The sequence below is a fragment of the Limnofasciculus baicalensis BBK-W-15 genome (assembly GCF_024178385.1).
Taxonomy (GTDB): domain Bacteria; phylum Cyanobacteriota; class Cyanobacteriia; order Cyanobacteriales; family Coleofasciculaceae; genus Limnofasciculus; species Limnofasciculus baicalensis.
Genome location: NZ_JAMZMM010000010.1, coordinates 1 through 23,185 on the forward strand (window position 1 = coordinate 1; position 23,185 = coordinate 23,185).

The window sequence follows — 23,185 nt, forward strand, 5'->3', positions numbered from 1 at the left end:
TGTTAGAGAGCGTGGATTCTCAGCGATGAGGATCAGAATCCCCCGCATTCATGCGTGGGGTTCTTCAAAAAGGTGGTAATCTGGAAATAAAACCCAGCGCGGGCGTATCTGATACGCCCAAACCCTAATGACAAAAAGAACAACCTAACTACGCTAAAGATTTGTGAATTTCGCTTCAAAAGTCAGTTTGACAAAGAAAAAGAAAAGGCATCTATCATACTCAAAGTTAATCCCAAGGGGGGAGAGTAATTGTGACAATTATTCAATCAAAGCTGCTTTATCGTTATTTCTCAAACGTCTGAGCAACCAATCAAATCGGGCTTGGGCTAGGGGCACATTATCAACAATTTCCTGTGCAAGATCCTCAATATCGCTATCCTCCTTCAACATATCGCCTTTAGCGTAACCGAGATATTTGACAGTACCTCGCAGTCGGGTAGAGAGAAAAATCGCGATCGCACGATAAAATCGAGAAGCAAACCCTTCATCTTTTTGCAGTTTTTCCAGCAATTGAGCGCGGGGTATCGATAATACCAGAGAATCTTCCAACGCCTCAACTGTAGCAGACGGGGGACGTGCATCTGCAAAAGACATTTCCCCAACCACTGCACCGCTAGTTAATCGCGCGATCGCCTTACCATCCAAAGCAGCGACGGAAACTAACAAAGTTCCCTCTAGAAGGATATGGAGGGTATCAATAGGCTTCCCTTCAGATATTAGGACAGTACCAGCCGGAACTTCCTCTCTGCTACCATTGGAGATCATCCAATCGAGGTCATCGTCATCTAGTTCACCGAGTAAAAAAAATACTTTTTTCATGACAGACGTTATTCTCCCTCATTGTGGTAAAATCATTCATTCTACAAGGTATTTACACAGCCGCCTTTGAATATTGTCTAATCTTAGATTTGAAAGCGCTAATTCACCATAGATATGCTGGCTGAAAATTTAGGCGATCGAAATAGAAACAGTATCTTATGGAAGCATTCGTCAATTACCCATAATTAAAGCGTGAAGATATCGAATCAGTCTTGGTTAGCCCAGCTACAGCAGGATCGTGGAATTGCGGTGATTCGGGCGCATCAGTACCATGAAGGGTATCTTATGGCACTGTCGGTAGCAGCGGGGGGGATCTCCTTAATTGAAATTACATGGAATAGCGATCGCGCCCCGGAATTGATTCACCAACTCCGAGGAGAATTACCGCACTGTAGGATTGGCACTGGTACCCTGTTAAATTTGGCTCAATTGCGCGAGGCTGTTGATGCAGGGGCGCAGTTTCTCTTCACCCCTCATGTAGATATCACCTTAATTCGTGCTGCCGAAGAAGCAGATATACCCATAGTACCAGGGGCACTCTCGCCTACAGAAATTATCGCAGCTATGAATGCTGGGGCTAGCTGCGTCAAAGTATTTCCGATTCAGGCAGTAGGTGGGGTAAATTATATCAAAGCACTCCAAGGTCCCCTCGGGCACATTCCCCTGATTCCCACCGGAGGCGTTAACCTAGGGAATGCCAAGGAATTTATTAAAGCAGGTGCGATCGCGGTTGGTTTGTCGGGAGACTTATTTCCCAAAGCATTAGTTGAAGCTGGGAATTGGGATGGGATTACCCAACTGGCTAAGAATCTGCGAGAACAAATTGCTAACGGGTAATGGCAGACTGGGAGATGTATATGTGGGATAAACTATAGCGGATGAGGATGACGGAAATAATATAATTGAAACGTTATTTGGAGGTTTACAAGGTGCATGGAACCAAGACCAAAATCTACCTGAAGCTATTATTGATTTACTCATAAGTTTAATCCCAGTTATCGGTCAATTTGCCGATGCACGGGATTTAGCTGCTTATGCTTACCGAATTATCTTCAAGAAGCAATATAATGACCCTTTGAATTGGTTTAGTTTGACTTTGAGTTTGGTTGGGGTAATTCCTCTAGTTGGCGATATCGCTAAATTCCTAATACTGAAGATAGTGCAGAACTTTTACGACGGGTGTTACAGCAGCAACCAACAAACTTTCGAGCGCTTCGTCAAATGGCAGATTTGTTGCTAGTATCAAAACAAAAATCTGAAGCTTTGCAGTTGATTAGAATAATACTCACGCAGGAAGCCTACATCGAGCAAAACTATGGCATTATGAAGATCTATATAAATGAGGTACTGACGGGTGCAACTAACCAACAAACTTTCCGGGAAGGTGTTAAAACAAAGTTAGCGCAATTGGAGGGTTAAAAAACAGTGAAGGCAATAAGAAATTAATATTATGTCTTATTTTGCCATTCAAGTCGGCAATCCCCTTGTTAAATCTACCAAACAAGAACAAGTTGAGTATCTTTATCAAGCAATAAAAACCATATTTCCAGATGACAGTGAAAACGCCTATTTGTTGTGGAATTTGGTTCCAGTAAGAATTGATTATAAATACGATTTGTATGTACTTATTGATGACATCCCACCTTTATTAAATGCTTTGCTAAACTCCGAGCGAGGTTCCCATCGGGTTGGTTGGGGTTCTAACTCATTTAACGCTGAGTGGAATATAGAGTGGGCTGATGGTATCATCAAGATAGCAAGTCATTGGCATAGTGTTGCAGGAGCTTATGAGGCTTTGCTCAACAGCCGAAGCCAGCTTGAAATGGAAAAAGATCTATTTTTATCGGAGTGGAAGGCACTACTAAGGAAGATTATTGAGGCGATAGACTTTTCAGAGATTACCATAGTAAATCAAGCCGAGTTAGACTCTCTTCGCCGTCTTGAATCTGCTATTCCCAAACTAGGTCGTTTTTACATATCATCATCTTCATTAATTCAATTATAGTGCCAGATAGACATTATTTAAGTGCGGCTGGGGCTATCGCCTTAGCCACCAATGGGTTTAGGGAAGGAAGTGTGGATGAGTGGCTAAAAAATAGTCGAGACTATTACCTTTCTGTTCATGACAACTATTGGATAAAAATAATCGTTACACTATATGTGGGTAGTTTTGTGAGGATTATGATGAGCGATGAAAAGTATCATGTCTTCTAACTGGGTGCGTTATGCTGGAGCCTTCTTAGCATCTACTCTTCTAACTCTAACAGTATTGGGGATTTCGGCAATACCAACTTTCGCAGCCCCACTACAGGAAGAGATTGCCGAGAGGATGATGGAGCTGCAAAGTTCAGATAATCGCTGGATTTCTGTTGATTTAACTAATCAACGACTGATTGCCTGGGAGGGTGGATCTCAAGTTTATGCCGTAATTATTTCTACTGGGAAAAAGTCCACTCCGACTCGTCAAGGTGTATTTACCATAAAATCTAAGCATCGCACGGATCGGATGCGGGGTGAGGGCTATGATGTCCCCAACGTCCCTTATGCCATGTATTATGAGGGGAGCTACGCGATTCACGGTGCCTTCTGGCATCATCGATTTGGTACACCTGTGAGTCACGGCTGCGTGAATGTAGCGGTAAATCACGCCCGTTGGTTGTTTGATTGGGCATCGGTAGGAACCCCTGTAATTATTCATGACTAAAATAGCGCCCTAGGATCGCACTATTATAAACAGGTTTGTAGTAAGCACTTCAGTGCTTGCAAGTACAGGCTAGGCACTGAAGTGCCTACTACAAACTAGGCACTTCAGTGCCTACTACAAACAAGAGCGATATCACCGGAGTTGATATCATTTTCGCTCCGCTAATCTCAACTTAGCCGAGCGAGAACGAGGATTTTCTGCTAATTCTTGCTCTTGGGCAATAATCGGCTTCTTAGTAATCACCCGCAACAAAGGTGAATCTCGCAAACTATGCTTCACCAACCTATCTTCCAAACTGTGAAAACTAATCATCCCAATTATCCCACCAGGCTTAAGCCAATTGGGGGCAAGATTGAGAAAAGTTTCCAGAGAAGAAATCTCCTGATTTACCACAATCCGCAAAGCCTGAAAAACACGAGTAGCTGGGTGAATTCTGCCATAACGGTATTTAGGCGGAACGCTAAACGCGATCGCATCGGCTAATTCTGTGGTAGTCTGAAAGGGACGTTTCTCCACAATCCGTCTGGCAATTCGCCTAGATAGTCTTTCCTCCCCATACTGATAAAAAATATTCGCTAATTTCACCTCATCCCAATGATTAATTATCTCAGCCGCCGTCAGAGATTGATTTCTATCCATCCGCATATCTAAATCAGCGGTATGGCGAAAACTAAATCCTCGCTCAGGAATATCAAATTGAGCAGAGCTTACCCCTAAGTCAGCAATAATACCATCAAATAAAATAGCACCGGGCTGATATTGAGCAAAATTACCCTGCCAAAACTGGATGCGATCGCCAAAATCTTGTAAATTATCCTTAGCGGCTGCGATCGCATCTCCATCCCGATCGATTCCTGTTACTTGTACATCGGGCGCTGCAGCCAAAATTAATTTGCTGTGTCCCCCACCCCCTACAGTAGCATCAAGGTAATGTCCGCCGGGACGAATCATCAATCCGGTAATTAACTCCTGGCTTAATACTGGTAGATGGTAAAATTCATTGGTCATTGGTGATTAGTTATTAGTTATTGGTAATTGGTTAATCTGTAATAGGAATTACACAAAGCCATTATCTGTAGGATGCGTTATGCGTAGCTAACGCACCATTACTATATTGGGAAATGACCAATTCAAGAGGGCTGCGAACTTTAATTATACTTCTGGCTTACAAAAAATATAGAATTCCGGCTGGGTGCGTACCGGGGAAAGGAAAGTTTGATGAAATAGTCTTGTTGGTAAGAGAAGCAATTGGCTCCAGATAGGAAGCAGATGACGTACAATTACTCTTGTCGATAGATGCGTTCTAAAAATCCAATCGAGGAACAACACCGACATCGACCAATAGCGAATAAGCTAATAAAGAATAGCTCATCCGTTCCAGCGAACAGTTGGGGAAACCACTTACTCTATGGCACAAATCGAGACTAGAACCGAACCCATGGTTCTCAACATGGGTCCCCACCACCCCTCCATGCACGGGGTTCTCCGCCTTATCGTCACCCTAGACGGGGAGGATGTCATCGATTGCGAACCCGTAATCGGCTACTTGCATCGAGGGATGGAGAAAATTGCTGAGAACCGTACTAATATCATGTACGTTCCCTACGTCAGTCGGTGGGACTATGCGGCAGGGATGTTCAATGAGGCGATTACCGTTAATGCGCCAGAAAAATTAGCGGATATTCCCGTACCTAAACGCGCCAGCTATATCCGCGTTATCATGCTGGAATTGAACCGGATTGCCAATCACCTCCTGTGGTTGGGACCATTCCTCGCTGACGTGGGCGCACAGACTCCCTTTTTCTATATTTTCCGGGAACGGGAGTTAATTTACGATTTATGGGAAGCAGCGACGGGGCAGCGGTTAATTAATAATAACTACTTCCGAATTGGCGGGGTTGCTGTTGATTTGCCCTACGGTTGGGTGGATAAGTGTGAAGATTTTTGCGACTATTTCGATCCTAAAGTAGACGAATACGAACGCTTAATTACTGATAACCCAATTTTCCGCCGCCGCATTGAAGGAATTGGCACAATTACTCGCGATGAAGCGATTAATTGGGGACTTTCTGGTCCTATGCTTCGGGCTTCTGGGGTGAAGTGGGATTTACGGAAAGTTGACCACTATGAATGTTACGATGACTTTGATTGGGAAGTCCATTGGGAAACTGCTGGTGATTGCTTTGCCCGATATTTAGTCCGGATTCGTGAAATGCGCGAGTCTGTGAAGATTATCCGTCAAGCATTGAAAGGATTACCAGGTGGTCCTTACGAGAATCTGGAAGCCAATCGGATGGCGGAAGGTAAAAAATCTCAATGGAACGATTTTGACTATCAGTATCAGGGTAAGAAAATTGCTCCTACCTTTAAGATTCCCAAGGGCGAACATTACGTCCGGATGGAAAGTGGCAAGGGGGAATTGGGTATTTTCATTATTGGTGAAGATAATGTCTTCCCTTGGCGTTGGAAAATTCGCGCCCCTGATTTCAATAATCTGCAAGTTTTGCCCCATATTGTCCGAGGGGTGAAAGTGGCGGATCTTGTGGCAATTCTCGGTAGTGTGGATGTGATTATGGGTTCTGTAGATCGTTAAGTTTACAAGTGTTTTTACTTGTAAGTTTTTGATTGAGTGGCGCACTAATTGGTGCGCTTTTTTTTTACATATCGAATCTTTTGAGATTGGTGTAAGATGTTTTTTTAACGCAGAGGGCGCAGAGGATGACACAGAGGTGCGCAGAGATTCTGCAGAGATGCTGCCATGAGAGCTTGAATAATTCTGATATTACTGGAGTTGATACCAAGTTCCATTCAATGATAAATGAGACAGCCAGAAGAGAAACATTGGTATCTCCCATTATGTTGGAAGTGATTCGTTATTGCCATTGCAAAATGCGCATTGAATATCCTCTAAATGTCAACAATTGGCTGAAAGGTAATCTTGATTATTTATTGCGCTCCCGAAGTACTCCCGAAGAGCCATCGCAGAACAATTTACTAGTTATTGAAGCGAATAAAGACGATCTCACCAGAGGGTTTACTCAGTTGGCAGTAGAATTAATTGCCTTATCTCATATTGAAGATCGAAATATATTATATGGGGCGGTAACGATGGGAGATGTCTGGCGGTTTGGCAAACTAAATCGCAGCGAAAAACAGATTACTCAAGATCTTAATTTGTTTAAAATACCTGATGATTTAGATCCATTAATCAGGGTAATAGTAGGAATTTTAGAGGGAGTAGAACCCTAGTACAGGTTGGCAGCCCAACTGTTATAGTATAAGAAGAATAACTCAAATACCATAAGTATTCCCGTATACCTCTGTGAATTGGAAAATCTTCTCCTTAAAATCCCAATCCGAATTATATCAAGATAATCTCACCCAATTCCAGGAGCAAATTGCCTCAAACTTGCCAGCTTATTTTTTGCTATTGACTCAACTCAACTTCCTCTGGCTATCATTTCAACTAATAGCAATTCCTCTATCCCCATCTTATGGGAATTATTAATTTTAGCTGGCTGTGGAGTTTTGGGAAATTGGGTAGGACGGAAACTAAATTTACCATTATCCGTATTTTTAGGACCCTTTATAGTCGGATTAATTGCCGTTTGGTTGCTACCCTACCCATTGAAAATGCCCCCCTCCATTTTCTCAGTGGGCTTGCTATTCGTCGGAGTCTCTATTGGTTTAAAGTTTGACTGGAAAACAGTTTATAAGCTTCGGAAAGCAGTATTGATTGAGATTGTTTTAGTAATGGTACTAATTCTGGTTTGTCTTGGAGTTGGATATGAATTTCATATCCTGACACAGGTTGATTCACTGACAGCAGTGTTAGGATCTACTCCTGGAGCAATCAGTGCGATAATAGCTAGTGCGATTCAGCTAGGGGGTGACTCTGGATTGGTGCTGACAATGCAGATGAGTCGCATGTTGGTTATTCTTTTGATTACGCCGTGGATGGCGAGTTTCTTTAAGAAAAGCACCCAGTAAACTGTACTATTTAGAGTAAAGTACCCATCACTAAATATAAAAAAAATCATCTGAGAAAATTTCTAAAAACTGCTTAGGAGTAAGGATAGCAACACCTTGAAAGGGATGGAGTTCTAATAAATCTTGATCGCCTGTAATGATATGAGTTGCCTTACCATTAATAGCAACTTCAAGAATAGTGTCATCTTTTGGATCTCTACACTCTTTGATAGTCTGATCTATTTTAATTGATTCGGCTTCTAGTTTGAATGTAGCTAAGAATTGAGTACGAATACTAAGAGAAACATATTTATCGAATTTTGAACGATTTAGAATTTCTTGCAATTGCTGAAAAGTCGAATCAGAAAACAAAATTATTCCTAAATCTTTCGCTTTTTTGAATGCCAGATCTGGAATAGATGAATTAATCAAGATACTACTAACTAAAATGTTTGTATCAATAACAACCCGCAATTTATCCATTCTGAAGAATCTCATCTAAAATTTCTTGAGTTAACCCACTAGCTTTGGCTTGATCTTGCATTTCTTTAATGATTTCATCTAATGATTTTTCTTGAATAATTAACCTGAGCCAATCGTTAACAATAGTCTGAATTTTTTGCTGTTTTTGCGGTTCTGCTTCTCGATAAGCTTTGGCTACTTCAGCATCAACTTGAATGGCAATTGTTTCCATAGTTTGATCAAAAAATACATTTATTTCATTATAGCTTATTCTGGATGGGAATTAAGCGATCGCATTGTTAATGCAGGTTCCTTTTGTTCTTCCTGTATGCGCTTACCATTAAGCATCATTTTCACACCACCTCTAGGCGCAAGTACAACACCTCGGCGTTGCGGTTTCACTGGTTTATTTTCAGCTAATTCCAGTTGGTAGCGCGATAAAATTGTTGCTAATACCAACTTCATTTCAAACTGTGCTAATGCTTCACCCATACAGCGACGGACTCCACTGCCAAAAGGGATAAATTCAAAGGGAGAAAACTGACGTTCTAAAAACCTTTCTGGCTTAAATTTTTTCGGTTCTGGATAAAGATCTTCCCGCTGATGAATTAGATAAATACACCCTGTAACTATTGTACCTTTCTCCAACTTATGTCCTACTAATTCAACAGGTTCTTCTGCAACTCTGGGGAAGGTTAACATCGCTACTGAATGAATCCGCAGTGTTTCATTACACACTGCTGTTAGATAAGGAAGACGGAAAATACTCATTGCATCAGGAGAATCACCTAAGCTATCTAACTCTTTAAGCAGTTTTTCTCGAACTTCGGGATAACGATGAATCCAGTATAATCCCCAAGCGATTGCTAATGCTGTTGTATCATGACCTGCGAACAAAAATGTAATCAATTCATCGCGCAATTCTAGGTCTGTCATCGCTTCCCCTCCTTCATCTTTAACAGACATGAGAAGAGATAGAATATCAGTACGTTCAGCATCAGGGTTTTTGCGGCGATCGCTAATTTCAGTATAGAGTAAATTATCCAGTTGTTTTTGTAGGTTTAAGAAGTATCCCCAAGGACTCCATACACCCAAATCTTTTTGCAATGATGGGAAAAATAGCAAACTGGCAGTTAGAGGAGAATTCATGAAATTGAGTAAGGCACGAGACTTTTCTATAATTTGTTCGCACCTTTCTCCTTCATAAAGTCCAAATACGACTTCCATAATCACCTGTATAGTAATTTTTTGGGTGAGATCGAGTGCTTTAAAGGGTCGATCGGAGGGAAGCTGATTGATGGTTTTTTCGGTTATTTTATAAATTAATTGTCCATAATTCTGCATTCGATCCCCGTGAAAAGAAGGCATTAATAGTTTTCGCTCTCGCTTGTGGCGATTGCCTTCTAACATCAGGATTGAATAATTCCCTACTAATGGCTGCAATATTTGGTTCAAATAACCAGGGGCACTAAACTGCTTTCTGTCATTAGTTAAAATCTGCTGAAGGGCTTGGGGATTTTGGACAAAGATAAAAGAATCAGCAAAACCAACGATACTGGCGCTAAAAAGGTCAGGATATTGATGGGCAGCATTTTCCATATAGCCCACGGGGTCGAAAATCCATTGCAGCTTTTGTAAAAAAGGGGAGATGGTTAAATTATTCGGGTATTTCATGATTGACCAATAATAGTTGCGATAAGTATATACTTAACTATAGCAGTTTTATGGGATTTGTAAAATGTCAGGAATAATGCGACGTTTTACGACAAAATACTGCGAGTTGTTTACTACTTAGGAAATGAAAATGAACGATAGCCCTCAACCAGAATCTTGTGCCCCTAAACTATCCGATACAGTCAGCATTTCAGATCAAGAAGCAGCTTTTCAAGTCATCCAGGATGCGGTACTAGGTTTGTGGTCAGTTGTCAATAACTTAACTACTATACGCCCTCCCAAAGGAGAACGTTATCGTGTCAGTATCTTTGGTTCCGCACGACTGAAACCAGAAAGTTCTCTCTATGAAGGAGTGCGACATTTAGCCAGCGAACTTACAATTATGGGTTGTGATATCGTGACAGGTGGCGGGCCGGGATTAATGCAAGCGGCGAATGAAGGAAGTGTGAATGCCGATCCTACAGATATCACAAAATCGATTGGTATTCGTGTGGATTTAGACTATGAGCAAAATGTCAATCCTTTTGTCGAACAAGTTTACCAACATCGCACTTTCTTTTCTCGACTCCATCACTTTGTTCTCGTTTCTGATGCTTTTGTGGTTGTACCCGGTGGGGTTGGTACAGCCTTGGAAGCGTTAATGATTTGGCAACTTTTGCAAGTCCGTAAACTCCATGATACACCCCTTATTATGGTAGGATCTATGTGGTCAGATTTAGTTGATTGGGCAGAAAAGAATATGGTTAATGGAGAGTTTCCACTTGCCGATCCCATTGATATGAAAATTCCTCGCTGTGTTGATAATTTTGAGGAGGCAGTCGCCTTGCTTCGGGAATCACACGCGGCATGGAAGGGTTGTAATGAAGTGTAAATTATGGTAACCGCTAATGGCTAATTGCCTATTCCCTACTCCCTACTCCCTATTTCATGGCTAATTACATAATGCCAAATAAACATTTCTATTCCCTATTCCCCACTCAAAAAAAAACACTCCCCATTCCCCACTCCCTATTAAAATACTATGAGAAAACTTTACTTTTTAGTTCCTGGAAGAGGTGGTAAATTTGCCTGTGGTGGACTTTGGGCTGAGTTGAAAACTTTTACTCTGGCTCAAGAGGTTTGTCAGGCGGATATTGTCACTTACCGTCAGCGGGAAAAGGATACGCTTTTCCTGGATGACTTACTTAAGGAGAAGAATTTAGAGGATATTATTTTTGTGATTAGTTGGGGATTTGATGTTGCAAAGCTTGCTGCTAAACTCAAATCATATCACGTAGTTTACCATGCTCATAGTGCGGGGTATGGGTTTAGACTCCCGGCAAATATTCCCATTATTACAGTCAGCAGAAATACGATGGGATACTGGGGACAAAAGTCTCCTAATTCTCTGATCTATTATTTGCCAAATCAAATTTCCGATGAGTTTCGTAATTTACACAGGGAAAGGGATATTGATGTTTTAGTACAAGCGAGAAAATCCTCTGAGTATTTAATGTTGGAATTAATTTCCGCTTTACAAAAGCAGTGTAACGTGGTAGTAATTGATTCGTATATTGAGGATTTACCGGGATTATTCAATCGGGCAAAGGTTTACCTCTATGACTCTGCTGAGTATTGGGCACAACAGAGAGTTAGTGAAGGATTTGGGTTGCAACCGATGGAAGCACTGGCTTGTGGGTGTCAGGTTTTTTCTAGTGTTAATGGTGGATTATCGGATTATTTAGATCCGGGATTTAATTGTTATAAGATTGCTGGATATTCCCAAGAATATGATGTGGAAAGGATTATGAAGGTGGTGAGGAGTGCGATTGCATCTGAGAGTCAGGAAAGCACCATCGCTTTATCAGCAGAGGTATTAGCTGAGTATCGACATGACAACATTATTAGACGTTTAAAGGTAATTTTGGATGAGATTAATGTTTTCTTCGACCGGAAAAATCATTATCCGCCCAATATCAAGAGCTTGACTAGACAACGAATTGCCAAATTAAGTATTCTCCGAGTACTTAGTAAAATACATCAAAAATATCTGAAATTATTTCCATTAAAGTAAATCTTAAACCCCATTCCCCGAAATAGTTATAAGTTTTGAGTTTTCAATTTTGAATTACAACTCAAAACTATCTTCCCCATCCCCCAACTCAAAACTCAAAACTCAAAACTATCTTCCCCATTCCCTTAAAACAACTGCCAATCATGAGATCTCAACATTTTCAACTGCTCAATGCGATGCTTAAAATAATGATCGTCCAACCTACTATAATGGTGAAGTGCCGCCTGACTAAGACTAATCGCCCATACCCAGATATGAGCAACTTGAGTAAATGATTGTAAAGAGTTAATTTCATCAGGAGTAAGTTGCCCTACAGATTGATATCCGGAAACAAATGACTCCCTAACTATGCGAGGAACACCAGTACATAAAGCAAGTTGAAAAAATTTAGCTATTTCAAAAATCCGCCAGCCGTAACCGCACTGATCGAAATCAAATAAAGTTACCCGATTATCTGGTGTGAAATGGGCATTTCCACTGTGGGGATCTCCCCAACAAACTACCCAAAATGGCGGTGATTTGGGAAAATTTACTAGCTGATGTTTGATTTGTGAGATTGCATCAACTAGATAAGCAAAATCTTGTGGTTTATCATCTAAGAATGGTGCTATAATCTGTAAAGAATTATCTAATAAATATTCTAGTGTTAGAGGTTGGCGGTTAGCTTGGGTGTGAAAATCTGCCGCAGTTAAATGGAATTTTGCTACTGTTTCACCCAATATCCTAGCCTGAGTTTGATTCAAATCTCCTAACGCTACTTTTCCGGGAGCATAAGTAAATAATGCCCCATAGCGTTTTCCTTCCGGAGCATTAATTTCAACAGATAATTCACCCGCCTGAGTTTTCAGGGGATAAGCGACGGGAATGTGACGCTCCTGCAAAAAATCTAGTAATTCCAATTCAAAATCAATATCAGACTTAGAGCGCCAGTGAGTATGAGAAACCCTCAAAACATATAGATTACTTTGGGTTTCCACCAAATAAACATCACTCAAACCCCGATTCCAAAATTGACATCGCGTCACCGAGTCAATTTCATAGCATGGTAAAACTCTAGAAACTAACGCCGAGGTGCTGAGAGTTGAGTAGATAACTGGAAACTGCTCCTCTGTCATAATTATCCCTGCCCATTTTTGCGTGAAGTGGGTATTGCCCACCAGTTATCCGATCGAGTGTAGGATAGATGAGACGGGGAAATTGTATTAGATTTGTCAGGAAATACTGATAATCTCTCTGGGAAACAGGAAAAATGCAAAAGGGAAAGTTTGAAAACTCTAGACTTTATTCCTCAACGCTGGTTAGTTTATCAGGAAAATCGTCAGGCAGCAAGACAGACTGTTAAGGAGTTAACGGCAGATTTAAAATTGGCTTTGGAGAAGATGATTTTTTGAATTTTTTTCAGATAAACCTGTCTATAATAAATATTCCCCGACTTAGTAATATTGAGTCTGATGAATCTAAGATGAGTACACTTGAGGATTAACACAATAAGGCAAAGGATTGCCTTCCAATCCTGCCACCAAATTTGCGATCGCCATTTGTGCCATTTTATCTCGTGTCTGACGGCTAGCACTACCAATATGAGGCGCAATAATTAGGTTATCTAGCGTCAGTAATGGGCTATCCATCGCAATTGGCTCCGGTTGTGTCACATCCAAGGCTGCACCTGCAATTTTTCCGCTACTTAATGCCCTATATAAAGCATCTGGATTGACAACTGCACCTCGCGCTGTGTTAATTAAAATAGCGGATGACTTCATCAACTCAAGTTGCATCTGTTAAAACCCCTGGAGTATAACCAACTGGAATATGCCGTGCTGTAGCAGCAGATATATCAATATTATCATAACCAACTGCCATAATGCTGATAACTTTAAGAGAGGTTGCTGCTTCGATTAATTGGCAATCTATTCTATCAGTCAGTAGGCAAAGTAAACCATCAATTGTCTTAACTTTTTCTAGTAAAACCTCGTAGGGAGGAGGTTGGCGTTGTCTCCATACTTCAAGGGTTACAATTTGTTCTAGTGATGCTAATTCTGTGGGGAGTTGGCGAGTGATGAAAACTTTCGGTTTAGCCATAATTTTAATAGGGAATGGGGAAGATAGTTTTAAGTTTTGTTAGCGCAGCGGGACGAAGTCCGTTTTGAGTTTTGAGTTTTAATCTAAAACTCAAAACTATTCCCGGTAATGGGAAATAACCAATAACCAATAACCAACAACCAACAACTAACAACCAACAACTAATAACTATTCCAAAGTAATTTAGACAATATCTTACCAATATTCCAAGCGTCATCTACTCCTCTATGATGGATTCCTTCAAGAGGTATATTCAATAACTCTAAAGCTTGTGCCATACCAACCTCACGAGGTAAAGTATGAACGAGTGCCAATAAAGTCTTGACGTTAATATGCTTGGAAGCAAAAGGATATTTTACACCTGATGATTGACATTGTTTTTGAAATTGATTTTTATCATACTCCCCATAACTAGCCCAAACTCGCTGAGGAGTTGAATATTTATCTTTTAGCATTTCACAAGCTTCTGCAAAGGTGATTCCTTTATCTACTTGAGTCTGAGTTAAAGTAGTCAGTTTAGTGCAGAATTCACTGATTTTTGATCTTATTGGTTTGACCAAAATAGTATCTTTTTCAATAGGTTTTTTAGACCATAAATCCACAAGACAAATGCCAATTTCAATTATTTCACTTTCTTCTCCTGGTGGTGCTTTGGATTGCCAGCAAGTGGCTTCAATATCAACCACAATAATTCTGTCTAGTTTGTTGGACATATTCTCCTATAACAAAAGTCAAAAAGGGGAATGGGGAATAGGGTGAAGAGTGAAACTATTTTTTACTTCAGCCTTCATTCTTCACCCTTCAGCCTTCAACCTTCAGCCTTCATCCTTCCTCGTGCCTGTTTCACCATTTCAATTAAAGTGTGATGGGCATCCTCGGCATCTTTGAGAGTGCGCTCGAATTGAATTCGTAAAGGCACAGATGTCTCATTAACTTGAGTCATCAGATTCATCCCTTCAGCATCAATTGAGAGGAGTTGGGCTGTTTCTGTATTGGGGGTATTGCCAAAGGTTTTGGCATAGAGGGCGATAGCCTCAGCATGATCTTCATTCATGTGCTTGCAGATACGAGCGCTGATTTCAGGAGAAAATGATTCAGACATAATTGGCGGAATTAAAGGTGATATCTCTATTATTTCTCAAAATTGTACATTTCTGCGATCGAGCTGATCGCACTCCTACCTAATCTCCTATATTATCATTTAATCATATAGCCAATCATTGCATTTACCGCCTAAGAATCCCGGTAACTTCGGCGAAACCGGGATTCTTAGTTTACCCCATAATTTATGATGGATCTGGCTGAGATATTCTAAGATGGGGATGGAGAGACATCAGGTACTTGGGTTGAGATTCCGATAATTTCATAAATGTCAAGTGCTTTCTGTTTGCCACGGGGAATTACTCGATCCAGCCATCGACTTTTAAAGGATTGGGGGGGTAGAGGGGATGAACATCGATTCGGGTTTTGAGGGAGCCAATCGCTAGATGTAATATGATTAATTGTGGTGTCACTAGCAAGGATAGAACATTTGTAATTTTTAGTTAATTCTTCTAGTCGCGCTGCGGTATTCACCACATCACCAATAACGGTAGAATCCATTCTTTGATCTGAACCAACAGTACCGATTAATCCCATACCAGTATGAATCCCAATACCAATTTTAAGCGGTAATTCTAAATTATACTGAGTGCGATCGCGATTAAACCCAATTAAGCGCTCTTCCATTGTCAATGCCGCATTTATAGCATCAGCGGCGTGGTTTTTAGTACGATCGAAAATAGCCAATACAGCATCTCCCAGAAATTTATCGATAAAACCATGATTAGCCGTAACCGCTTGACTCATTTGGGTAAAAAATCCGTTTAACCATTTAAAAGTTTCCTTTAATGATTGAGATTCAGTAATAGTAGTAAATCCTCTGATATCGCAGAATAAAACGGTTATTTCTTCTTCCCTGGCATTGCCGAGTTGGATTGATTCTACACCTTTAGGTGCAATCCTTTCCAGATATTGATCGGGGACAAATAAGCGAAATTTTTCTGAAATATAATCGTTCACTTCCCATGCGGCAGTCACTTGCTGTATGGATTTTTGCGATCGCAGATTTGCCAAGCGTAAAAGACTGGCAATTTTCGTTAATAATAGTTGGCTATTAATTGGTTTCGTTAGGTAGTCATCCCCCATCATCTCCAGCCCACGTAAACGGGATTGATCGTCATCTAAAGCCGTCAAGAAAATTACCGGAATAGTTTGAAGTTTTGCATCTTCTCTCAATCGCTGACAAACTTCAAATCCGTCCAGCTCCGGCATCATTACATCTAATAAAATTAAGTCAGGAATTGACTCTTCTGCTATTGCTAAAGCATCTATACCTGATGAAGCAGAAACAGGAATGTAATCCTCACTTAGCAAAAGTTCTTCTAACAGGAATAAATTGTTTTCTTCATCATCAACTATCAAAATACGAGCCTGAGAGTTTGACATATACTTGAGCGGGAATCTGTCACTAAAGTGCTTGAAGGATAAAGAATGAAGGATAAAGGATGAAGTATAAAAATAGTTTTATCTTTGATCCTTTATATTTCATTCTGCTTAAATATGTCGAATAACTTATGGTTAGGATATACAAACGACAAAACCCAGCAGAAGCCCGATCTCATCCTGCTTATCCCAAGCCAATTATTCGTTTCGATACCCCCTGAATCACCTCTGTTTTCCTGTCGGTAATTTTTTTTGACGACAGAAATAAGAATTGTCCTGACGTTCAACCCCAAAGTTCAGCATTTCTTAATATAGTCTAACCAGATAATGGCAGTTATGACAATTAGGTCATGGGGAGTGGGGAGTGGAGAGTGGCACAGCGGATGCCGTATTGGGAGGTGTGGGGAAGCGTCAGCACTAGAAAAGATTGCTTAAGAAACTTATACCGTTGAGTTTATCTAGGTTTACCTAGATTTTTAGAAGCGGTGTAAAGCTGTGTGAATATTTGATTATTATTACCTGTTCCCGATTAAAAGTTCCCTCTAGCCTCCAGCCTCTAATCCCGGTGCAAAAGGCAATATTAGGGTAAATGTCGTTCCCACACCGACTTCACTCTCTACAGAAATCTTGCCACCGTGTAAATCCACAGATTCTTTCACCATGACTAACCCCAATCCCACCCCCGGTGTCAGATCGATATTACTCCCTCGGAATAGACTCTCGAATAAGTGAGGTTGATCCTTGGTGGGAATACCAATACCTTCGTCTGATACGCGAATCACGATTTGATTCTCTTTATCTATTAATTCTAACAAAATTGCTCCCCCATCAGGTGAATATTTGATCGCGTTAGAGAGTAAGTTTGAGACAATTATCTGAAGGAGATCCCGATCTAGAATAGCGTTTTTAAAAGTTCCTTTCCATTGAAATACGATTGAATACTCGTCAGTTAATTGGCTGCGAAACGCATCGACTAGTTCCCTCGTTAATGTTACCACATCTAGATGTGCTGGATGAAAATCCAACTTTCTGGTTTGAGCTTCGTCGATGAATATCATATCGTTCACCAGTTTAGTTAAATGGTGGACTGATTCTTGTATCCGTTGGAAATGGCGTTGTTTTTTCTCAGACGACCATTTATCTGCATAATTTTCTAGCAATTCTGTAGAAGACAAAATTGTCGTGAGGGGGGTACGGTACTCATGGGAAATTGTCGCCACAATTCGGGATTTTAATTCATTAAGTTCCCGCTCTTTTGATAGAGCAAATTGGAGTTTATTTTCTAGTTGCTGGCGTTGAATGATTTCAGCTTTTAGCTGGGCATTTGTATCTCTTAATTGAGCGGTACTTTCAGCCACTCTTAGTTCTAATTCTTCATTAGTCTGTTCCAAAATAGATTTAATTCGTCGTTGCTCAGTTACGTCATGGAAAACCAACACGGCTCCCAGAATATTACCCGCCTCATTTTTAATCGGTGCAGCACTATGATCGATAGGAATTTTTCTGGAATCTTTAGTAATTAAAAGGGTGGAGTTTGCCATACCTACTGTGATACATTTTTTGAGGGCGATGGATACCGGATTCTCAACTACCTCTCGCGTTGTTTCGTGGATAGTTTGGAAAACATAACTGAGATCTCGATTGAGAACTTCCTCTTGTTTCCAGCCAGTGATAGCTTCAGCAACCGGATTCATAAATACGATTGCTCCTTGATGATTAGTAGCAATTACGGCATCTCCAATACTATTAAGCGTTGTGGCTAGCCATTGCTCTCTATCCCGCAACTTTTGCTCCATAAGATGTTTGTAGAGAGCAATTTCAATTGTTGTGGCTAAATCTCTAGATTCAAATGGTTTGAGCAGGTAACCATAAGGCTCAGTCAGTTTGGCTCGTTCGATCGTCTCGTCATCATTGTAAGCTGTTAGATAGACAATCGGTAGTTTAAAACTATTGCGGATTTGGGTAGCAGCTTCAATACCATCTACCTTTCCCTTTAGCTTAATATCCATCAAAACTAAATGGGGGCAGTTTGGCACTATGGATGCCATGGCAGCTTCTGCTGATGCCACATTTGCTGTTACCGTATACCCAAGTCTTTCCAGTTTAGTTTGTATACTTAGAGCAACGATTCTTTCGTCTTCAACAATTAAAATTTTGGTACTAGACATGTTTACTTAATTTTATTTAGTATCTGCTCCCCCGCTCACCTGCTCACCTGCTCACCTACTTCCCCCGCTCTCCCGCACCCCACACAGAGTAAGGTTGTCAAAGATTTCTGCCCAGACAGACTACTGATTAGGTTGGGGAAAACAGATTTTAAATTCAGTGCCACGATTGGAGTTGATTTCTAGGATTCCGTCCAGTTGTTCGGTTAAAATAGTCACGAGCTGTAATCCTAATGATTTAGTGTGTTTTAAATCTAAATCATCAGGAATGCCAATCCCATTATCTTGGACAATCAGGGTATAGCGATTGTCAGGTTGAGAATGGAGAGCTATTTTAATTGTTCCCGCTCTGCCATGGGGAAAAGCATATTTTATCCCATTGGAAACCAACTCGCTCAGGATCAGTCCACAAGGAATCGCGGTATCAATCGTGAGATGAACGTTTTCAATGTCTAGTTGAATTGCGATCAGGTGTGAGTGAACGGCGTATACTTGGAATAAGTAGTTGGTTAAGTTTTCAATATAATCGGCGAAATTGATCCTGGCAAAATCCCTAGATTGATATAGCTTTTCGTGAACCAACGCCATTGATTTTACCCGGTTTTGGCTTTCCTGGAATAACTCTAAAACTACAGGATCGTAAATGTGATGAGATTGCAAGTCGAGGAGGCTGGAAATTACCTGCAAGTTATTTTTCACCCGATGGTGAATTTCTTGAAGTAAGATATCTTTTTCCCGCAGGGATGCTTTAATTTTAATCTCGGCTTCCTTCCGGTGTGTAATATCTAAGTTGATCCCACTCATGCGGAGGGGTTCACCTCTGGAGTTGGTAAAAACCTGATATTTACTTTCAATCCAACGAATGGTACCATCGGGTCGGATAATCCGGAATTCGAGATTGCCATCTCCACCCTTTTCTAAGGCGGATTGAGTATTTTGGTGGACGAAATCGCGATCGTCTGGGTGAAGTATTGCTAAAAAGGCTTCATAAGTGCCATCAAAAGTATTAGGGGCTAATCCATAGAGTAATTCTAGATTATGTGACGAAGTACCTTCACCCGTTTCCAAATTCCAATCCCAAGTACCCATGTGAGCCGCCTCTAAAGCTCTGCGCAGTTGCTCTTCACTGTGGCGCAGTTGCTCTTCTGCTAGTTTGCGATCCGTAATGTCAGTGCTGACACCCAAGACTTGAATAACTTTCCCATCAGAGGAAATCAACGGCTGTTTGATAGTTTGATACCAACGTACTTCTCCAGTTGGGGTGTAACTAACCTCATCTGGAATAAACTTTGGCTGTAATGTCTCAAAAACTTCCATATCTTCAGCGATAAATCGATCGACATCCGCTGAATTACTATGCAATTCGGCAGTTGTTTTTCCGATTAGATCGCTTATGCTTAAACCACGACGATTGGCAAATGCTTGATTGGCCAGTACATATCTTCCCTCTCTATCTTTTACATATATCATACTGAAATTAGTGTCAAGTATATTTTGCAAAAACTCCTTTTGTCTTTGGATTTCTAGTTTAGATTCTTGATTTTCTGTAATATCAATTCCTACACTAACCGCTTGAGTGCCTTCCTGATATTTCTGAGCATTAAGTAGGTAATATCGATTCAATTCATTAACTATAATCTCAACGATATCTTGGTTAGTTTTGGTATCGCTGTGGAGAAAATCAATCATAAACTTGACAAACTGAGGACTATTGTTTAGAAAGCCTAGGTGTTTGCCAGTAAAATCCTGTGAGGATAAGTTTAACGTCTGAGCGAGATGCTGATTAACCCCAATATATTTTCCCTCAGCAGTAATCCAGGAAACGGCTCCAGGGATGGCATCCAAGACTGCTTTCAAGCACTGTTCGTTTTCTTTGAGCGCTTCCATTAGTAGCTTGCGTTCAGTAATTTCTTGTTGCAGCTGCATATTAGTTTGTGCCAATTCAGTAGTCCTTCCCTTAACCCGTTGTTCTAATTTCTCGCGATTTTGCTGTAGTTTTAATTCAGCTTCTCGGCGTAAACAAAGCTGGTTGTAGGCATCGCTGATATCTTGAATATAAGCGATCGTATATTCGGGCAACCCCTCCTCACCGGATACAAAAGTTACTGATAAATTAACCCAAATGATAGTCCCGTCTTTTCGGACATAGCGCTTTTCCAGAGTCAATTTAGTTTCGTCTCTGGCTATGATTTTCTTACATAAATTGAGTTCCTCCCCTGACTCATTTGGTGGAATTAACTCTGTGTAGGACAAATCATGAAGTTCGTCTTTGGTATAGCAGAGAATGTCTTGGCAAGCTTTATTTGTTTCGATAAATCGCCCCTGTGGAGTTATAATTGCTATTCCCACTGGAGCGAGATCAAATACTGTCTGGAAGCGATCTTGTACTTGTTTATACTCTGAGATATGTTCTGTCATTTCTTTAAATTCCTGATTTTTTACTTTTTTTGACAACTAAAATACATCGTGCTTTTTCGGTAGCACCAGCTTATCTGTTATATTTTACTTTTGCATTGCTTTCTTCATGTTTTTTTATAATAACTCTAGACTTGTCTAAATATGGCAAATCTATGTGAAAATAGTGTGAAAATATTGAGGCAAAAATAAGCAATCCTCCGGCTGTTGGGAGTAAGGAGAAGGATCTGGAGGCAAGGAGACTCCTCCTTTCCCGATCGAAAAATACCAATTGGGGAGTGGCGGGAGTGGGCGGAGTGGGGAAGAAAAAATAGGCGATAAACCTTTTTCTCCATTCTTCCGTTCCCGCTTCCCGGTTGCCTCTTGCCTTTTTTTGGTGAGACTTCCGACTTTTTAATGATGAGGGGGTGACATCTCCCGATCGGGGTGATTATTATAGAGGAAACAGGTAAAGAGAAGATTAAATGGCGCTTTGCTCACTTGGCATGGCGTATTGTCGTTAATGTCCAAAAATTTGGTAAAAAAGCATGAGTCAGTCGATAAGATTTAGAATCAATAGTCCGAAAGTCGTTCAGGAAACGATTGATGGTGAAGTTGTCATTGTTAATCTTGATAAAGGGGATTATTACAGTCTAGTCCAATCAGCGGCTGATATCTGGAGTGGTATTGAACGGGGAATTTCCACTGATGAGATTATAACAGAAATGGTTGAGCGGTACGAGGGGAGTCGCGAGGAGATTGAAACTGCTGTCAGCGAGATGATTCAAAAGCTACAGGATGAGGAAATTATCGTCGTTGATGAAAGGTCGAGGGCGACTAAATCTGATGCACCATGTATCACAAATGGTAATACAGAAAAGGCAATATTTGAACTGCCTGTATTACAAAAATATACGGACATGGAAGAGTTGTTGGCTTTAGATCCGATCCATGAGGTTGACGAAATGGGTTGGCCTAATGCTAAGGTGGAAGCTTAGTTTGTTATTGGTTGTTTGTTATTGGTTGTTGGTTGTTGGTTGTTGGTTGTTGGTTATTGGTTATTGGTTGTTGGTTGTTGGTTGTTGGTTGTTAGTTATTGGTTATGCCTTGATTTTAATCTATAGGTTGTGAGAGATGTGGCAACAGATTTGGCAACGGATTTGGTAACGGATGTAACGGATGTAACGGATGTGGCAACGGATTTGGTAACGGATGTAACGGATGGTTTAAATAATTAGCCATTAGCGATTAGCCATTAGCCATTAGGCATTAGCAGTTAGCAGTTAGCAATTAGTAATTAGCAGTTAGCAATGATAAATGATAATTTAACTCAGTCAGAACAAAAAGATCCGCTGGAATTCTTTGATTCAGTTTATGAATTATATGAGCAAGCTGAAGTGGCTGTTGGGGGTGCCGTTGACCGTTTTTATTGTATTGCTGGCCATACAATCCGGTTGCGATTTGCAGGATCTGCTTTGGTTCCATATATGACTCCTGCGTTGGCGCATTTAGAAATAGAAGCTGTTGCTAATCCGGCGCTGACTGTTTGTTTGTGGGATAGTACTTCAACAAATACTATAATGCCGCCACCACCTTGGCGCAGAAATCAGCATCATCCCAAGCGAGGAGAAATTATTGGGTTTAATACCGATCGCATTCATACTAGTTTTCAATGGGGTGCTTATGCTTTGAGTCTGTTGGATAGGGATCGCAATCTGGGAATTTATTGGATGGAAACCACTGGGGAAATTCCTTATTGGGAAACAGGATCTCCCCTACGAAGTATTTTTAATGTTTGGATGGGTAAGCGAGGGATTCAACTGGTACATGGGGGTGCTGTAGGTTTACCTAGTGGTGGTGTATTGCTAGTAGGAAAAGGAGGATCAGGTAAATCAACGACTGCTTTAAGTTGTCTCAATTCTGAACTTTTTTATGCTAGCGACGATTATAGTTTAGTTGCATTTGAGCCGACACCAACAGTATTTAGTATCTACAGTACCGGGAAGAAAAATGCGGATGATTTGGAAAGATTACCGTTTTTAGCTGAGGCGATTAGTAATCGCGATCGCTTAGATTCAGAAAAAGCACTGTATTTTCTTAATGATTATTTTCCCGAAAAAATCTTGCCCACTTTTCCCCTCCGTGCCATTTTAATGCCACGAATTACTGGTAAACCAGATACGACATTGACAGCCACCTCAGCAGCAGCAGCTTTAGCCTCACTTGTGCCCAGTACAATTCTCCAATTAGCTGGTTCTGGGAAAGAAGCTTGTCAAGTAATGATGAAAGTTGCTGCCCAGCTTCCTTGTTACTATTTGGAAGTTGGTACAGATATCCAACAAATTCCTCAAGTTATTTTAGAGTTACTCTCTTAAGAAAAAG

The 23,185-nt window shown here is 40.7% G+C and carries 26 protein-coding genes and 1 pseudogene; 15 read left to right on the plus strand and 12 right to left on the minus strand.

Features of this window, described 5'->3' with window-relative positions; all coding sequences use genetic code 11:
• Positions 1-258: 258 nt before the first annotated feature.
• Entirely contained in the window at positions 259-819 is a 561-nt protein-coding gene (locus tag NJ959_RS02020; protein ID WP_254010070.1) for a cyclic nucleotide-binding domain-containing protein, read from the minus strand.
• 198 nt (positions 820-1,017) lie between these two features.
• Here NJ959_RS02020 and NJ959_RS02025 point away from each other — a divergent pair, with 198 nt between their 5' ends.
• From NJ959_RS02025 to NJ959_RS02045, 5 genes are all read left to right on the plus strand, one after another.
• Positions 1,018-1,656 carry a bifunctional 4-hydroxy-2-oxoglutarate aldolase/2-dehydro-3-deoxy-phosphogluconate aldolase gene (locus tag NJ959_RS02025; RefSeq protein WP_254010118.1) on the plus strand — a complete coding sequence of 213 codons (639 nt, stop codon included), beginning with the start codon at positions 1,018-1,020 and terminating at the stop codon, positions 1,654-1,656.
• Positions 1,657-1,959: 303 nt separating this feature from the next.
• A complete protein-coding gene (locus tag NJ959_RS02030; RefSeq protein WP_373693586.1) occupies positions 1,960-2,238 on the plus strand; it encodes a tetratricopeptide repeat protein in 279 nt (92 codons plus the stop codon).
• 31 nt (positions 2,239-2,269) lie between these two features.
• Positions 2,270-2,824: a hypothetical protein gene (locus NJ959_RS02035; RefSeq protein ID WP_254010072.1), complete on the plus strand. Its 555-nt coding sequence runs from the start codon at positions 2,270-2,272 to the stop codon at positions 2,822-2,824.
• A complete protein-coding gene (locus NJ959_RS02040) occupies positions 2,824-3,033 on the plus strand; it encodes a hypothetical protein (RefSeq protein WP_254010073.1) in 210 nt (69 codons plus the stop codon). The genes NJ959_RS02035 and NJ959_RS02040 overlap by 1 nt, the downstream gene beginning before the upstream one ends.
• Positions 3,011-3,523: a L,D-transpeptidase gene (locus NJ959_RS02045; protein WP_373693584.1), complete on the plus strand. Its 513-nt coding sequence runs from the start codon at positions 3,011-3,013 to the stop codon at positions 3,521-3,523. Before NJ959_RS02040 ends, NJ959_RS02045 begins: the two co-directional genes overlap by 23 nt.
• Before the next feature lie 147 nt (positions 3,524-3,670).
• Here the strand turns inward: NJ959_RS02045 and rsmH are convergent, their stop codons facing one another.
• Positions 3,671-4,531, minus strand: coding sequence for a 16S rRNA (cytosine(1402)-N(4))-methyltransferase RsmH (gene rsmH, locus NJ959_RS02050; protein ID WP_254010075.1), 861 nt, complete (start codon positions 4,529-4,531; stop codon positions 3,671-3,673).
• 113 nt (positions 4,532-4,644) lie between these two features.
• Here rsmH and NJ959_RS02055 point away from each other — a divergent pair, with 113 nt between their 5' ends.
• The 5 genes from NJ959_RS02055 to NJ959_RS02075 all read left to right on the plus strand — a co-directional run bounded on the left by NJ959_RS02055 (position 4,645) and on the right by NJ959_RS02075 (position 7,513).
• Positions 4,645-4,785, plus strand: a complete 141-nt coding sequence (locus NJ959_RS02055; RefSeq protein WP_254010076.1) for a hypothetical protein — start codon at positions 4,645-4,647, stop codon at positions 4,783-4,785.
• 146 nt (positions 4,786-4,931) lie between these two features.
• The gene (locus tag NJ959_RS02060) at positions 4,932-6,116 is read left to right on the plus strand and encodes an NAD(P)H-quinone oxidoreductase subunit H (protein WP_254010077.1); all 1,185 of its coding nucleotides are present in this window, start codon (positions 4,932-4,934) and stop codon (positions 6,114-6,116) included.
• A 218-nt stretch (positions 6,117-6,334) separates the two neighbouring features.
• Positions 6,335-6,772, plus strand: coding sequence for a hypothetical protein (locus tag NJ959_RS02065; protein WP_254010078.1), 438 nt, complete (start codon positions 6,335-6,337; stop codon positions 6,770-6,772).
• 73 nt (positions 6,773-6,845) lie between these two features.
• Positions 6,846-7,031, plus strand: coding sequence for a hypothetical protein (locus NJ959_RS02070; protein WP_254010079.1), 186 nt, complete (start codon positions 6,846-6,848; stop codon positions 7,029-7,031).
• A gap of 20 nt (positions 7,032-7,051) precedes the next feature.
• Entirely contained in the window at positions 7,052-7,513 is a 462-nt protein-coding gene (locus NJ959_RS02075; protein WP_254010080.1) for an AbrB family transcriptional regulator, read from the plus strand.
• A gap of 30 nt (positions 7,514-7,543) precedes the next feature.
• Here NJ959_RS02075 and NJ959_RS02080 read toward each other — a convergent pair whose 3' ends face one another.
• Genes NJ959_RS02080 through NJ959_RS02090 form a run of 3 tightly spaced genes read right to left on the minus strand, consistent with a single transcriptional unit; the run spans position 7,544 to position 9,628 of the window.
• Positions 7,544-7,975, minus strand: a complete 432-nt coding sequence (locus tag NJ959_RS02080) for a putative toxin-antitoxin system toxin component, PIN family (protein WP_254010081.1) — start codon at positions 7,973-7,975, stop codon at positions 7,544-7,546.
• Positions 7,968-8,186, minus strand: coding sequence for an adenine nucleotide alpha hydrolase family protein (locus NJ959_RS02085; RefSeq protein WP_254010082.1), 219 nt, complete (start codon positions 8,184-8,186; stop codon positions 7,968-7,970). The genes NJ959_RS02080 and NJ959_RS02085 overlap by 8 nt, the downstream gene beginning before the upstream one ends.
• A gap of 35 nt (positions 8,187-8,221) precedes the next feature.
• The gene (locus tag NJ959_RS02090) at positions 8,222-9,628 is read right to left on the minus strand and encodes a cytochrome P450 (RefSeq protein ID WP_254010083.1); all 1,407 of its coding nucleotides are present in this window, start codon (positions 9,626-9,628) and stop codon (positions 8,222-8,224) included.
• 130 nt (positions 9,629-9,758) lie between these two features.
• On the opposite strand from NJ959_RS02090, the gene NJ959_RS02095 reads away from it, so the two are divergent.
• Entirely contained in the window at positions 9,759-10,499 is a 741-nt protein-coding gene (locus NJ959_RS02095) for an LOG family protein (RefSeq protein WP_254010084.1), read from the plus strand.
• A 150-nt stretch (positions 10,500-10,649) separates the two neighbouring features.
• Positions 10,650-11,681: a glycosyltransferase gene (locus tag NJ959_RS02100; protein WP_254010085.1), complete on the plus strand. Its 1,032-nt coding sequence runs from the start codon at positions 10,650-10,652 to the stop codon at positions 11,679-11,681.
• A 125-nt stretch (positions 11,682-11,806) separates the two neighbouring features.
• On the opposite strand, the gene NJ959_RS02105 is transcribed toward NJ959_RS02100, so the two are convergent.
• Complete coding sequence (locus tag NJ959_RS02105; RefSeq protein WP_254010086.1) at positions 11,807-12,796, minus strand: phosphotransferase; 990 nt, start codon at positions 12,794-12,796, stop codon at positions 11,807-11,809.
• A gap of 93 nt (positions 12,797-12,889) precedes the next feature.
• Between NJ959_RS02105 and NJ959_RS02110 the strand changes: the two genes are divergently transcribed.
• The gene (locus NJ959_RS02110; RefSeq protein ID WP_254010087.1) at positions 12,890-13,072 is read left to right on the plus strand and encodes a hypothetical protein; all 183 of its coding nucleotides are present in this window, start codon (positions 12,890-12,892) and stop codon (positions 13,070-13,072) included.
• Positions 13,073-13,138: 66 nt separating this feature from the next.
• Here the strand turns inward: NJ959_RS02110 and NJ959_RS30555 are convergent.
• From NJ959_RS30555 to NJ959_RS02145, 6 genes and pseudogenes are all read right to left on the minus strand, one after another.
• Positions 13,139-13,760 (minus strand): annotated as a pseudogene (locus NJ959_RS30555) (NAD(P)-dependent oxidoreductase).
• Between the two features lie 161 nt (positions 13,761-13,921).
• On the minus strand, positions 13,922-14,473 hold the full coding sequence (locus tag NJ959_RS02125; RefSeq protein ID WP_254010090.1) for a 3'-5' exonuclease: 552 nt from the start codon (positions 14,471-14,473) through the stop codon (positions 13,922-13,924).
• A gap of 95 nt (positions 14,474-14,568) precedes the next feature.
• The gene (locus NJ959_RS02130; RefSeq protein WP_254010091.1) at positions 14,569-14,862 is read right to left on the minus strand and encodes a DUF2470 domain-containing protein; all 294 of its coding nucleotides are present in this window, start codon (positions 14,860-14,862) and stop codon (positions 14,569-14,571) included.
• A 209-nt stretch (positions 14,863-15,071) separates the two neighbouring features.
• Positions 15,072-16,247, minus strand: a complete 1,176-nt coding sequence (locus NJ959_RS02135) for an adenylate/guanylate cyclase domain-containing protein (RefSeq protein WP_254010092.1) — start codon at positions 16,245-16,247, stop codon at positions 15,072-15,074.
• A 539-nt stretch (positions 16,248-16,786) separates the two neighbouring features.
• Entirely contained in the window at positions 16,787-18,412 is a 1,626-nt protein-coding gene (locus NJ959_RS02140) for a hybrid sensor histidine kinase/response regulator (RefSeq protein WP_254010093.1), read from the minus strand.
• Positions 18,413-18,532: 120 nt separating this feature from the next.
• Positions 18,533-20,827: a PAS domain S-box protein gene (locus NJ959_RS02145; protein ID WP_254010094.1), complete on the minus strand. Its 2,295-nt coding sequence runs from the start codon at positions 20,825-20,827 to the stop codon at positions 18,533-18,535.
• A gap of 524 nt (positions 20,828-21,351) precedes the next feature.
• Here NJ959_RS02145 and NJ959_RS02150 point away from each other — a divergent pair.
• Both NJ959_RS02150 and NJ959_RS02160 read left to right on the plus strand, forming a co-directional pair.
• Positions 21,352-21,801, plus strand: a complete 450-nt coding sequence (locus NJ959_RS02150; RefSeq protein ID WP_254010095.1) for a PqqD family protein — start codon at positions 21,352-21,354, stop codon at positions 21,799-21,801.
• Between the two features lie 312 nt (positions 21,802-22,113).
• Positions 22,114-23,178, plus strand: a complete 1,065-nt coding sequence (locus NJ959_RS02160) for a serine kinase (protein ID WP_254010097.1) — start codon at positions 22,114-22,116, stop codon at positions 23,176-23,178.
• The last annotated feature ends 7 nt before the right edge of the window (positions 23,179-23,185 follow it).